At 59.0% G+C, this 12624-nt stretch carries 10 protein-coding genes; all 10 read right to left on the minus strand.

Going from position 1 to position 12624, the window contains the following annotated elements:
• Nucleotides 1-96: 96 nt before the first annotated feature.
• The gene (locus ACL58G_RS01615) at nt 97-519 is read right to left on the minus strand and encodes an HIT family protein (protein ID WP_413386219.1); all 423 of its coding nucleotides are present in this window, start codon (nt 517-519) and stop codon (nt 97-99) included.
• Nucleotides 516-4535: a DUF3683 domain-containing protein gene (locus ACL58G_RS01620; protein ID WP_440964807.1), complete on the minus strand. Its 4020-nt coding sequence runs from the start codon at nt 4533-4535 to the stop codon at nt 516-518. The genes ACL58G_RS01615 and ACL58G_RS01620 overlap by 4 nt, the downstream gene beginning before the upstream one ends.
• 375 nt (nt 4536-4910) lie before the next feature.
• On the minus strand, nt 4911-5732 hold the full coding sequence (locus tag ACL58G_RS01625; RefSeq protein WP_440964809.1) for a 4'-phosphopantetheinyl transferase family protein: 822 nt from the start codon (nt 5730-5732) through the stop codon (nt 4911-4913).
• Nucleotides 5733-6375: 643 nt separating this feature from the next.
• Nucleotides 6376-7668 carry a diaminobutyrate--2-oxoglutarate transaminase gene (ectB, locus tag ACL58G_RS01630; RefSeq protein ID WP_440964811.1) on the minus strand — a complete coding sequence of 431 codons (1293 nt, stop codon included), beginning with the start codon at nt 7666-7668 and terminating at the stop codon, nt 6376-6378.
• Between the two features lie 43 nt (nt 7669-7711).
• Nucleotides 7712-8959, minus strand: a complete 1248-nt coding sequence (locus tag ACL58G_RS01635) for a hypothetical protein (protein ID WP_440964813.1) — start codon at nt 8957-8959, stop codon at nt 7712-7714.
• Nucleotides 8956-9705 carry an outer membrane lipoprotein-sorting protein gene (locus tag ACL58G_RS01640; RefSeq protein ID WP_440964814.1) on the minus strand — a complete coding sequence of 250 codons (750 nt, stop codon included), beginning with the start codon at nt 9703-9705 and terminating at the stop codon, nt 8956-8958. The genes ACL58G_RS01635 and ACL58G_RS01640 overlap by 4 nt, the downstream gene beginning before the upstream one ends.
• A 35-nt stretch (nt 9706-9740) precedes the next feature.
• Nucleotides 9741-10427, minus strand: a complete 687-nt coding sequence (locus ACL58G_RS01645) for an ABC transporter permease (protein WP_440964816.1) — start codon at nt 10425-10427, stop codon at nt 9741-9743.
• A 142-nt stretch (nt 10428-10569) separates the two neighbouring features.
• Nucleotides 10570-11133 carry a hypothetical protein gene (locus tag ACL58G_RS01650; RefSeq protein WP_440964817.1) on the minus strand — a complete coding sequence of 188 codons (564 nt, stop codon included), beginning with the start codon at nt 11131-11133 and terminating at the stop codon, nt 10570-10572.
• Complete coding sequence (locus ACL58G_RS01655; protein ID WP_440964819.1) at nt 11130-11837, minus strand: ABC transporter ATP-binding protein; 708 nt, start codon at nt 11835-11837, stop codon at nt 11130-11132. The genes ACL58G_RS01650 and ACL58G_RS01655 overlap by 4 nt, the downstream gene beginning before the upstream one ends.
• Nucleotides 11834-12622 (minus strand): SET domain-containing protein-lysine N-methyltransferase, encoded by a 789-nt coding sequence (locus ACL58G_RS01660; RefSeq protein WP_440964820.1) that lies wholly within the window; start codon nt 12620-12622, stop codon nt 11834-11836. Before ACL58G_RS01660 ends, ACL58G_RS01655 begins: the two co-directional genes overlap by 4 nt.
• Between the last annotated feature and the right edge of the window lie 2 nt (nt 12623-12624).

A 12624-nucleotide genomic window follows, 5' to 3' on the forward strand; every position in this document is an offset into this window, starting at 1 on the left:
TCCCGCGAAGGCGGGAGCCCAAGTTCTGCGTGCGTCGCGTCGGCGCTTGCGAAATTGGGTCCCCGCCTCCGCGGGGACGACGTGGATAGGCGAATTTTACCGCTTAATGAAGCGGCGCTTGATCGCCTCCGCCAGCTGTGGCACCAGCGCCCGGCGCGCGACGAGCACCGCCTCGTCCGTCGTCCGCTGCGCCTGCGCCCACACGGGCGCGGGGAAGTGCGCGTCGTCGGCGTAGCGCGGGATCACGTGCCAGTGCAGGTGCGGCACCACGTTGCCGAGGCTCGCCACGTTGACTTTCAGCGGCTGCATCACCTCGCGCACGGCGAGTTCGAGCTTGTACACGGCGTCGTTCAGCAGCAGGCGATCCGCATCCGCGAGGTCGCTCACTTCGCGCACGTGGTCTTTCCAGATCACGCGCGCGAAGCCGGGGTAGTTGGCATCGTCGACGAGGATGACGGCGAACTTGTCGTTGTCGACGACAGTCGGCACGGCCAGTTCGCACAACTCGCAACCCATCATACGAGCACCCGCTCGATGCCGCCGTTGTTGGCGTTGGCCACGTAGTTCGGCATCCAGTTCTCGCCCAGCAGGTGGCGCGCCATTTCGACAACGATGTAGTCGGCCGTGGTGCCCGAATCGTCGTTGTAGCGGTTCAGGCCCTGCAGGCAGGACGGGCAGCTCGTCAGGATCTTGACGTCGCCGCTGAAGCCGTCGGCGCGCAGCTTGTCGGCACCCTTCACCATTTCCTGCTCCTTGCGGAAGCGGACCTGGGTCGAGATGTCCGGACGGCTCACGGCGAACGTGCCCGACTCGCCGCAGCAGCGGTCGTTCTTCTCGATCTTGACGTTGTCGACGGTCTGCACGAGCGCGTTCACGGTCTTCGTCGAATCGCCCAGCTTCATCGGGTTGTGGCACGGTTCGTGGTACATGTAGCGCATCCCCGTCACGCCTTCCAGCTTGACGCCCTTCTCCAGCAGGTACTCGTGGATGTCCATGATGCGGCAGCCCGGGAAGATCTTCTCGAACTCGTAGGTCGCCAGCTGGTCGTAGCAGGTGCCGCACGAGACGAGGACCGTCTTGATGTCGAGGTAGTTCAGCGTGTTGGCCATGCGGTGGAACAGCACGCGGTTATCCGTCATCATCTTGTCGGCCTTGTCGTACTGGCCGGCGCCGCGTTGCGGATAGCCGCAGCACAGATAGCCCGGCGGCAGCACGGTCTGCACGCCCACTTCCCACAGCATCGCCTGCGTGGCCAGGCCCACCTGCGAGAACAGGCGCTCGGAACCGCAGCCCGGGAAGTAGAACACGGCTTCCGTATCGGCGTTGGTGACCTTCGGATTGCGGATGATCGGGATGACCTTGTCGTCCTCGATGTCCAGCAGCGCGCGCGCCGTCTTCTTCGGCAGGTTGCCCGGCATCTTCTTGTTCACGAAGTGGATCACCTGCTCGCGGATCGGCGCCTTGCCGGTCGTCGGAGGCGGCGCCTTCGTCTGCTCTTTCGCGACGGCCTTCAGCACGGTCGCGCCGAGACGCTGGGCCTTGTAGCCCCAGTCGATCATCCCCTTGCGCATCGCGTTGATCGTCGTCGGGTCGGTCGCGTTCAGGAAGAACATGCCCGCGCGGTGGGCCGGCTTGAAGCTGCGCTTGTCCATCTTGCGCAGCAGGTTACGCATGTTCATCGAGACGTCGCCGAAGTCGATGTTGACCGGGCACGGCGTCACGCACTTGTGGCACACGGTGCAGTGGTCGGACACGTCCTCGAATTCTTCCCAGTGGCGGATCGACACGCCGCGGCGCGTCTGCTCTTCGTACAGGAACGCTTCGATCAGCGCGGACGTCGCGAGGATCTTGTCGCGCGGCGAGTACAGCAAATTCGATTGCGGCACGTGCGTCGTGCACACGGGCTTGCACTTGCCGCAGCGCAGGCAGTCCTTGACGCTGTTCGCGATCTCGCCGATGTCGCTCTGCTGCATGATCAGCGATTCGTGGCCCATCAGGCCGAACGACGGCGTGTACGCGTTGCGCAGGTCGGCGTACGCGGTGTCGCTGTTCAGGAGCTTGCCCTTGTTGAAGCGGCCTTCCGGGTCCACGCGCTGCTTGTAGTCGCGGAAGTCGCGGATCTCGTCTTCGGTGAGGAATTCCAGCTTCGTGATGCCGATGCCGTGCTCGCCCGAAATGACGCCGTCCAGCGAACGCGCCAGCTTCATGATGCGCTCGACGGCCTTGTGCGCGTCCTGCAGCATCGCGTAGTCGTCCGAGTTCACCGGCAGGTTCGTGTGCACGTTGCCGTCGCCGGCATGCATGTGCAGCGCGACGAACACGCGCGAACGCAGCACGCGCTTGTGGATCGCGGTGGCTTCGGCAAGGATCGGCTCATAGGCCGCGCCGTTGAAGATCTGGCGCAGCGGCGCGCGGATCTCCTGCTTCCACGAGACGCGCACCGTGTGGTCCTGCACGACGTCGAACAGTTTCGCGCCCGGCTGCTGCGCGAGGCGCGCCTGGAACGTGCCGGCGAGACCATCGAGGCCGACGTCGGCCAGCTTGTCGAGCACGTCGCCCAGTGGCTGATCGAGGTTCGCCGTGATCCAGGTCCAGCGCGCCGCGACGCGGCCCAGCAGCTCGTCGGCCTGCTGTGGACGGTCGCCGAGGATCTCTTCCTTCGACACGCCTTCGCCGGTCGCGTCGTCCGCCTTCGTCACTTCCAGGTTCCCGGCCGTGAAATAGGCGTGCAGTTCCTCGACGAGCTGCAGCTTGTTCTTGATCGACAGCTCGACGTTGATGCGCTCGATGCCGTCGGTGTACTCGCCCATGCGGTTCAGCGGGATCACGACGTCTTCGTTGATCTTGAAGGCGTTCGTGTGGCGCGCGATGGCGGCCGTACGCGAGCGGTCGAGCCAGAATTTTTTACGGGCTTCCGGGCTGACGGCGATGAAGCCCTCGCCCACGCGCGTGTTCGCGAGGCGCACGACTTCCGACGTGGCCAGCGCGACGGCGTTCTCGTCGTCGCCGACGATGTCGCCGAACAGCGCCATCTTCGGCAGGGTGCCGCGCTTCGATTTCGTCGCATAGCCGACGGCGCGCAGGTAGCGCTCGTCCAGGTGTTCCAGGCCCGCGAGGCGCAGGCTGGCGAATTCCGGCTTGCCGCTCTTCGGCAGGCTGTCGAGGTAATCCTTGATCTCGACGATCGACGGGATCGCATCGCGCGCCTGGCCGAAGAATTCCAGCGCGACGGTGCGCGTGTACTTCGGCATCTTGTGCAGGATCCAGCGGCTTGAGGTGATCAGGCCATCGGTGCCCTCTTTCTGGATGCCCGGCAGGCCCGCGAGGAATTTGTCGGTGACGTCCTTGCCGAGGCCTTCCTTGCGGAAGCGGCGGCCTTCGATGGCCAGCGTCTCCGTGCGGAACGGCTGGCCTTTCGGCGCGCCCTTCTCGGACGGGTGCGTCCATTCGAGCTTGAACGTGGCGACCGGGGCGTCGTGGATCTTGCCCAGGTTGTGGTCCACGCGCGTGACGTCGAGCCAGTCGCCGTTCGGGTCGACCATCCGCCACGACGCGAGGTTGTCCAGCGCGGTGCCCCACAGGACGGCCTTCTTGCCGCCCGCGTTCATCGCGATGTTCCCGCCGATGCACGAGGCGTGCGCGGACGTCGGGTCGACGGCGAACACGAAGCCGGCCTTCTCGGCCGCCTGCGACACGCGCTGCGTGACGACGCCGGCACCCGTGAAGATGGTCGCGTACTCGCGGTCGACGCCCGGCAGGCGCGTCATCTCGACCTCGCCCATCTGCAGCAGCTTTTCCGTGTTGATCACGGCCGACATCGGCGACAGCGGAATCGCACCGCCCGTGTAGCCGGTGCCGCCGCCGCGCGGAATGATGGTCAGCCCGAGTTCGATACAGCCTTTCACGAGGCCGGCCATCTCGTCTTCCGAATCCGGCAGCAGGACGAGGAACGGGTATTCGACGCGCCAGTCGGTGGCGTCCGTCACGTGCGACGTGCGGTGCATGCCGTCGAAGCGGATGTTGCGCTTGTCGGTGTAGCGGCCCAGCACGGCCTTGGCGCGCTTGCGCAGGTCGTAGGTGTCGGCGAATTCGAGGCCGAAGTCGTCGACGGCCTTGCGCGCGGCGACGAGCAGCTGCTCGACGGCGGCGCTGCGGCGCGCGGCCGTGGCGGGGTCGGACTCGCCGGCATCGACCGTCAGGCGGCGCTTGTCGACTTCCGCCAGGCGGTGATGCAGCGCTTCGATCAGCTTGGCGCGGCGCTTCGGGTTGTCCAGCAGGTCGTCCTGCAGGTACGGATTGCGGCGCACGACCCAGATGTCGCCCAGGACTTCGTACAGCATGCGGGCCGAGCGCCCGGTCTGGCGGGCACCGCGCAATTCATCCAGCAACTGCCACGATGACTCGCCCAGCAGCCGGATCACGATCTCGCGATCGGAGAACGACGTGTAGTTATAAGGGATTTCGCGCAGCCGGATGGGCGCGTTCTCCCCAAGCTCTTTCGCCAGCAATTGACGCTGTCGTACCGGTGCATTCATTGGGGGTCCGTCGGAATTGCCGAAAAGAAAATATTGCCAAGTTAGACATTCCGATAACCCTGCAACCTCGGAATGGCAATAACCAGAGTGTATACGCAATCAATATCGGCCGCCAGATGCAGTCTGGCGCAGCGCATGCGAACCTGCATTCACAAGCCCCTCACTGGCTTGCACTGACAAACCAGCGACTAGATCCCGATGAGGTTATTGCTGCATGGGTTACGTCCTCACGTCGATGGGTTACGTGTCGCGATAGCACGCAGAACTGCGATGAGCTAAGACATCAATCCTAGAGGCCTGCCGCCAAATTTATCGGCCTGCCCGGAACATTTTCACTCGTGGATGAAGATGGCTTAACGGAACCGCGGCAACGATTTACGCGCCTCCAACGCGTAGCAAATCGAACAGTATATTTTCCTCCCATGCGAACGGCACAACGCGTCGTGCTGCGATCCGATGTGCGACGCCGCAACGTCGCGCGCAGAGAGCGCCGATACTGCCCACGCTCGGGCACCACTGCCAGAAAGTCCAGTTATTGGGAGCGTCGTCCAGAACAGGATCAAAGAAGGCCCGCAATTCTTGGCTGTAGCCTAACTCGAACCCGAACTTTTGCAGCGGTATCGACAGCCCCATGCCGCGCGCCTTAATATAGCTTTCCTTGAGTGTCCAGAATTCCAGGAAGCGGTGCGCATGCTCGGCCGGCGACGCTGCACGCAACTGCCTGATCTCTCGCGCAGCGAAATAATGATCGGCGACTGTCTGCGCCACATTGTGGCCAGTTTCTTCGACGTCGATGCCGAGCTGTCCGTCGCGGGTCAACGCCATCAGCACCACTTGGCCGGAGTGCGAAATATTGAAGTTCAAGCGCTTGGCTTGGGGAACATCGTTGAGAATGAATGGCCGTCCATGCGGAGCGGCACCAAATCTCCACTGCTCCGGGGCCAGCGGAACATAGCGCGACAGCACGTAACGAACGAGCGCACGGGTAACGAGATAGCGGCGCTGGTCTTTCTCGAACAAAAAACGCGCCTGCTGCCGACGCTCTTCTTCGCTAAGAACCCGCACGAGCTGCTTGGCCACGCCGCTCTCGATCGTTTCATCGACCATACCGATCCAAATGTCGATCTGCCCCGGATCTAAGGTCAGCGTGGTGAGGCTACCGGGTTCGACAGGTGTATACGTGAATTCGTGGCACATTAGGGTCAAGTCTCACGTAATCATAGCCGCGCTTCCAACCACCTCGGGCTTGGCGCGGTGTCAGCTCTTGGGAGACTGAATCGAGGTTTTGGTACCAATGACGCGCTGAGGAGTGGTGGGAATACGGTTTAAGGAAGTTGAGCCGAGCGGCCTCCAGGTCGGCCCTCCCCTTGAGTCCGGTTTGATGCAACCGTTGAATTACTCCGCCATCCGTTGGTTTGCGGTTGGCGAGGCGCTGTCACCTGGTGCTCGCCGGACAAACCGCCACATACCTTGTCGAACGCATGTTCTCCACTTGGCGTCTCATCTTTCGTCGCAAATCGGTCGGTGAACCCGAAGTCATTCTCAGTCGAAAATCCTGGTAATTCCGATCGACGAAGCGAGCGCTAGATGGCGCAAGAAATCGAGGCTGCTCGTCGGTCATGTCATCATAAATGTGCATCATCATCTGGCGGGTAAGACGGTCGATGGTCACGACGGAAACGGCGTGAAGCCTCATCGGGAATCTGGGAGAGGTACCTGATATCGATGTAAACCACGCCTGGCTCGTAGATCGAAATTTCTACAAATCGTACTTGCGCTCGACGGTACTGCACACAAGCCTTCAGGTTCTGTGCAACGCTGAAGCCCCGCCCGGGAAGACTCATGCGATTTTCGCCCAATTTTCCGCATGCAGATGCGCGCTCGCTCTCATAATGCCCTTACGCAGCCGCCTGAAGCCTTCCTGGAGTGTCGCCTGATCGATCGTCAACGCCGGCATAATCTTGAGCACTTCGTTGTCAGGGCCGCAAGTTTCAGCAATGACACCTTCGTCGAACCCAAGTCGCGACACATCGCTGGCGAGTTGTGGCGACTTGAAAGCTAGTCCTTGAAGCATCCCTTTGCCACGCACCTCCACCGCATTCTCGGAAAAGAGCGCCGCAGTGGCCTTGAGTTCCTCAGTGATCCATTCTTCCTTGAGCGACAACTCTTCTGGAAAAGGAGACGCAGAGTCCCAATAATCCAGCGCCGCCGAACCCGCAACAAATGCCAAGTTGTTGCCCCTGAAAGTCCCGTTATGCTCGCCCGGCTGCCACTGATCCAAGCCCTCCTTGATCAGATTGACTGCGATCGGCAAGCCGATTCCGCCCAAGGATTTCGACAGGCAAATGATATCGGGTTCGATGCCCATTTCTTCGAAGCCGAAAAATTTGCCGGTGCGGCCACAACCGGTCTGTACTTCATCCACGATCAGCAGAGCACCCAGATCATTTGCTAGTTTTCCAATCCGGGACAGCCAGCCAGAGCTTGCCACATTCAATCCCCCCTCTCCCTGCACGGTCTCCAGGATGAATGCGGCCGGCACTTCAAGACCTGCACCAGCTGTTCGATACATGCCTTCGACGATTTCCGCAGTGTTGATTCCATCACCAAGAAAGCCGTCATAGGGCATGCGCGTAATGTAATGCAATGGCACGTAGCCTGCTTTGCGTTTGGATTTGTTCGCAGTAGCGGCCAATGCTCCCAGCGACACGCCGTGAAAAGCATTAGTGAACGCCACTACCTGCGTCCTCCCCGTTACCTTACGAGCCAGCTTCAGCGCCGCTTCAACGGCGTTGGTACCGGTCGGTCCGGTGAACTGCATCTTGTGCCTTAGATGGCGCGGCTTGAGGATGACATCGACGAATTTTTGTATGAATTCCTGCTTGGCTCGCGTATGAAAATCAAGCGAATGCATGATTCCATCACCTCGCATATAGCGCATGATGCTATCGACGACATGGCCGTTGTTGTGACCGTAATTGACTGCGCCAGCGCCAGCGAAAAAGTCGATGTATTCACTCCCTTCCACATCGTATACAACCGAACCTACCGCCCGGTCGAAAACCTTCGGAAAGCTCCGACAGTAAGATCTCACATTCGACTCGTATTCAGCAAAGACAGAAAATTTATTCACGCATCACCCCACGATCCTAATCATTGAATTGTTCCGTCCACGCTCAAAAATATGTCAGCAGTTTAATTACTAAAATGTTCGAGTTTGGCAGCGCGCCGAACGTACTGCGTGCGTCCCCCCGATTTCGCTGCCCCTGCAGGATAAGATCAGCCCGGCTCATTCGGTATCGCCCTTCTATCCAGTCCAGGTGGCTCCGGTCAGCCATATCTCGTCGCGTCATAACGCTGACGTCGAAATGAGCGACACCAGCGTCTTGCCAGTTGCCATAAATGAACAAAGCCTGCTTCGTTGGCAGCTCTTGCGCGTAGTCCAACCATTGCCGGTAACGTGCATAGTCCGCCTGTCCACGGCTGCGCAAAACATCCCATTGGGCCCGGCTGAGCGACGCACCACTGTACTCATATTCGAGGGTAATGCTCTGCTTTTGTGCCGTGGTAATTCGTAGCCCTGCTGCGAGTTGGGTGTACAGCGCTTTCTGGGCCGGGCGAGCAAGTGCGCGGTCCAGTAATGCGATGGATTTGCGGCTTGCGGCCTCGATATAGGCCACTGTCGAGCCGCCGACCGCCCAGGTCTGGTTCACTCCAACAGTTGGTGACTGCCCTTTTTCGCCAAAAATCAGCAGCGTAGAGCTGGACGTTGTCCCAAGGCGCGGACTCAGGGCCACCTGCCAGCGGTCGACCGCATTCGTAGCGCCTAGGTCGATATCGAAAGGCGCAGTACTTGGCGTGCCCGCGAGCTTTGGAGAATACAGCATGGTCAGCGACCCCGCTTCCGATAATGTCTGCCCTCGCAGCATGACGCTTCCAAGGCGATTGCTGCGTAAGGATTCGGGATCGATAGAACTGATAGTTCGGATCGAACCAGCGCGGAAAAAATCGGTCGGGTTATAGCCAAACGCGACCCCGCTTCGCACGTTGATGCGGCCAAAATCGATAATTCGCTCGCTGCTGTATGAGACGCTGCCGTAAGCTTCCTTCAGGGTGTTGACCGTGCTGTCATAAGCCGACGAGCTGCCGCGGTTCACGTCGAGTCGGTCGGCGAACACGAAGCTCAACGAGGGCGCGACCTTGTGATCGACCATGACGTCGAACGACAAGTGGCCGAGTGCAAAGGATGGGTCTGCCGCCTTTTGTACCCCCGCCTCAACCTTGGCATGCCATTCACTCGATCTGGCCTCCGGCGCCACAATGCTGTCGGCAATCGCCAGGGCCACTTCATCGTCCGACTGCTGCGCTGATGCTTGGCTGAACAGCAATGCCAGCGCGATCCCTAACACAGATTTCGTCGTCATTCGGGATTAAAACGCGGAAGATAATCGCGCTGGTACCAGCTTTCGGGAATGTCGCGAAACGCATAATTTGTGTACTGCATTACCGTGATCCATGTCGCATCCACGCCATCGATAATGACCGTCTCGGTAGGCCGTTCCCCCCCGAGTTCGCTACGGTAACGGCGGTAGTAAACGGTCTTCAGCAAGCGTCCGGAATCAGATTTGAACTGTGCTTTCACCGGACGATTCGACGTTGAATCTACCCACATGTCGATAAGCGGATATAACACGTCTTCGGTTTTGGCGGTCAGCTTCAGGTGATTGCAGGGCCGTGCCACACGATCTCCGTCGCGAATGTCTTCCTGGTTAATGATTTCCGCAACATAATCCCTGGCAAAATTCACCGTCACCACGTCACCGTTCGCGGCCTGCCCCAGCAAACGTTGCTGGGGCGGAATGCGAATGCTGGATTTATTTGCGGCATCGTAGTACCACAACTCATTTCCCATCTTCAGCATCAACTTGTTGACGTCGCGTTCGGGGGCCAAAAAACGCACTAGGCTTCGGAACTGTCCCGTGCTTTCCGATACGCGTGAGTACACCGCCAGCTTCGTAGTGTCGATCTTCCTGCCATGGCGGTACTCGACAAGTTCTGTATCTACTCTAAATGGCTTGCCGGGATTGCGAACTGCATCGCTAATGGCCAGCATGTCCTGAGCACTAAGTGCACCCGCCACAGCCGGCATCCAGGCGAAGTAACAGAGCATGCAGCAAATCTTCTGTCGCGAAATTGGTACCATTCTCATATATGTCTCAACGCATCCACGATATTCATCGATGCCGCACGCTGCGCAGGCCGGTATGCGGACATCACGGTAAGAAATGCCAAGCCAAACGCCGTCGATGCCAATAAGTCGATCTCGCCCCATAGCCGAACTGTCAGTAAAACGGGCTTCGCATTACCTGGCGGGTTCCACGTGATACCGCTGTGGTTGATTAGCCAAGCCAGCAGCAAGGCGAGAACGATACTGCCAACCGCACCGACGCAGCCGAGCATTAATCCTTCAGATACAAAAATGCTGTTGACCCTGGACCGGCGCGCGCCCAACGCCCGCAGTGTGCCGATCTCTACGGTACGTTCGATCACGGCCATGCGCATTCCATTACTGACCGTGAAAATGACGACGACTCCGATCAGCACCGCAATAAACACAAAAATTACATTGAACATCTTGACCGACTGGCCATAAAAAGGAAAAACCGTCATGAAATCGAGCAGTTCCAACGATTCGCCGGCCAGTGAACTGGCGATCAAGTGTTCCAGCCTGGCACGGGCGTGAGGCATGCTATCCGTATGACGAAGTTGCACGGAAATACCCGTTACTTCGGGATCAGCTTGGCCGAACAGCAATTTCTGCGCCTGTTCCAAATGCATGATGAGATACACATCGTCCCATTCTTTGCCGCCCTGCTGCTCGGCTTTGATCACGTGCAAGTCAACCACGTTGGGTGCGCCATGCAAATTCGATGCGAGCAGTTGTATGATATTGCCGGCTGGTCCGCTGGTCTTTTCGTCGGGACGGGATCCAAGCGCCTGCAGCTCGTCCGGCGTGCCTTCTGTGTTCGTTCCTTCAGAACGGTTGTGGAAAATCGACGCAATTCCGAACCTTCAAGGGTTCGCATAGCTGCAGCACACGTGCCAACCCGTTTCCGACCACCGCCGCGTCTTTGCTGGAGCCGGTCAGGGCCAGCTTGTCTGCCATATCGGCGAGTCCGTATTCGTTCCAGCTGCGAAAGCGATTTTGTTCATTGACCACGACACCGCGCGTTACCACCGTGCGCGAAACGCCGCGTGCCGTGTTCCCGGCAATACCGTTGAAGTCCAGGGTGGGGGTCATTGCCACGACCATTCCGGACATCACCGGGTCGTGCATGATCACGTCTTCCACATGTTGATAGTCCTTTATGCTGAAGGCCGCTGGATTACCACTTCCGTACAGAAAATATCCCTGCTTCTGGATCTGAAAGTGTCCCCCGTACTGAACATATGCCGTCTGCAACGCATACGTGATGAATCGGCTAAAGCCCCCGAACAGCAGGATGGCGCTCCCCCCGACAACGATCGTCAATACCATCGCTAGAGATCGGTGACGGTTACGCAGTAGATTACGTTTTGCGAGAAAAAGTGCATTCATGCGACCGCCGTCTGTTCACTTGGCGCCCGCGCTACCGAAACAATACGGCCATCCTTCACCTGAATAGCGTCATCAGCTGCAGCCAACACCTGCGGATCATGCGACGAGAAGATGCAGGCGACTTTATACGTGCGCTGCATAGTACGCATGAGGTCGATAATTGCCGCGCCGGTGACGGTATCCAAATTCGCGGTCGGCTCATCAGCTATCACTACTTTAGGAAAATGGACGAGCGCCCGTGCAATCGCGACTCGCTGTCTCTGTCCGCCCGATAGCTGGTTGGGACGTGCGCTGGCCTTGCCTTCGAGACCGACGGCAGCAAGCATGTCAAGTACCCGTGCGCGGCGTTCCGCCTTCGGTATCTTCAGCGCAAATAGCGGATACTCGACGTTTTCGTAGGCCGACAGCACCGGCAACAGATTGAAGTTCTGGAATACGAATCCCAGATGGCGCGCACGGAAGTCCGACAGCACGTTGTCAGGCATTTCACGCACGGACTGTCCGGCGATGATCACTTCACCATGGTCAGGCGTATCGATACACCCAATCATGTTTAGCAGCGTTGTTTTGCCACTGCCTGATGCGCCGGCGATGACGGTGAAACAGTTGGCCCGAATATTCAAATTGACATTCTCCAGGGCGCTGACTTTCGTATCGTCCAGCAAATAGCTTTTGGAGATATTTTTCAGGACAACCGCATTCATCGCATTGCCCCGATCTGCAAAAGAGGGATGGCGCAAGGGTGCAAAAGCACCCGGCTGGGGATGAGCAACTCCTCACCGGATGCCACGTCGCGCTTAGCGATGAAGTCCATCAAATCAACCTCGTGGCGCTCGACGACATCAACGTTGGCATCGTGCGACGACGCCGCGAAGAAATGCGACATGCCCGAGCAGAAAACCATGTCGGTCTCACGCCAGTTGAACCACGGCTTGTTTGCTACATGCAGGACCGAGGCAAGTTCGATCAATTCGCCCGCAACGATAGCGCGCCGCGCGAACACTCCCATTCGATCGATTTGCGACGGTCGTACCTCGACGCTGTCTGACACCCGGGGCATCCCGTCCGGCAGCGCTCGCCTGTCAGTGAATGCAGGCACTTGCATTGCCTGGACGACGGAGTCGGTCTCGCAATCGATGGCGTAGCGGCGCCAATCGGGATAGCAATGACAGAGCTCCTCATCCTGTCGAACGTCCCTGATCGCAAAAAAATACATGCGCATGTTCGCGTAGTCACGCACCACCTCGACATTGGGCATGGCAGAATGGTTATAAAGCTGGGACAGGCCCGAGCCAAACACAAACTGTCCATCTTGCCAGAGGAACCAGTATTGATCGTCGACGCGGCGAACGATGCTGCGCTCGACGACGCTACCCTGACTTATGTTTCGTGTCGCGACAACGCTCCAACGTTCAGGGAGCCGCCTTACCGTGCATGAGAGTTTTCCTGACTGCACGCTTCTAGATGGGATAACAAATGGCGTAGACATCG

This window comes from Massilia sp. GER05 (assembly GCF_052056005.1).
Lineage (GTDB): Bacteria > Pseudomonadota > Gammaproteobacteria > Burkholderiales > Burkholderiaceae_D > Telluria > Telluria orientalis.

Coding starts and splice junctions, on each gene's coding strand:
- ACL58G_RS01615 (WP_413386219.1), bottom strand. CDS start 519: ATGATGGGTTGCGAGTTGTGCGAACTGGCCGTGCCGACTGTCGTCGAC.
- ACL58G_RS01620 (WP_440964807.1), bottom strand. CDS start 4,535: ATGAATGCACCGGTACGACAGCGTCAATTGCTGGCGAAAGAGCTTGGG.
- ACL58G_RS01625 (WP_440964809.1), bottom strand. CDS start 5,732: ATGTGCCACGAATTCACGTATACACCTGTCGAACCCGGTAGCCTCACC.
- ACL58G_RS01635 (WP_440964813.1), bottom strand. CDS start 8,959: ATGACGACGAAATCTGTGTTAGGGATCGCGCTGGCATTGCTGTTCAGC.
- ACL58G_RS01640 (WP_440964814.1), bottom strand. CDS start 9,705: ATGCTCTGTTACTTCGCCTGGATGCCGGCTGTGGCGGGTGCACTTAGT.
- ACL58G_RS01650 (WP_440964817.1), bottom strand. CDS start 11,133: ATGAATGCACTTTTTCTCGCAAAACGTAATCTACTGCGTAACCGTCAC.
- ACL58G_RS01655 (WP_440964819.1), bottom strand. CDS start 11,837: ATGAATGCGGTTGTCCTGAAAAATATCTCCAAAAGCTATTTGCTGGAC.
- ACL58G_RS01660 (WP_440964820.1), bottom strand. CDS start 12,622: ATGTCTACGCCATTTGTTATCCCATCTAGAAGCGTGCAGTCAGGAAAA.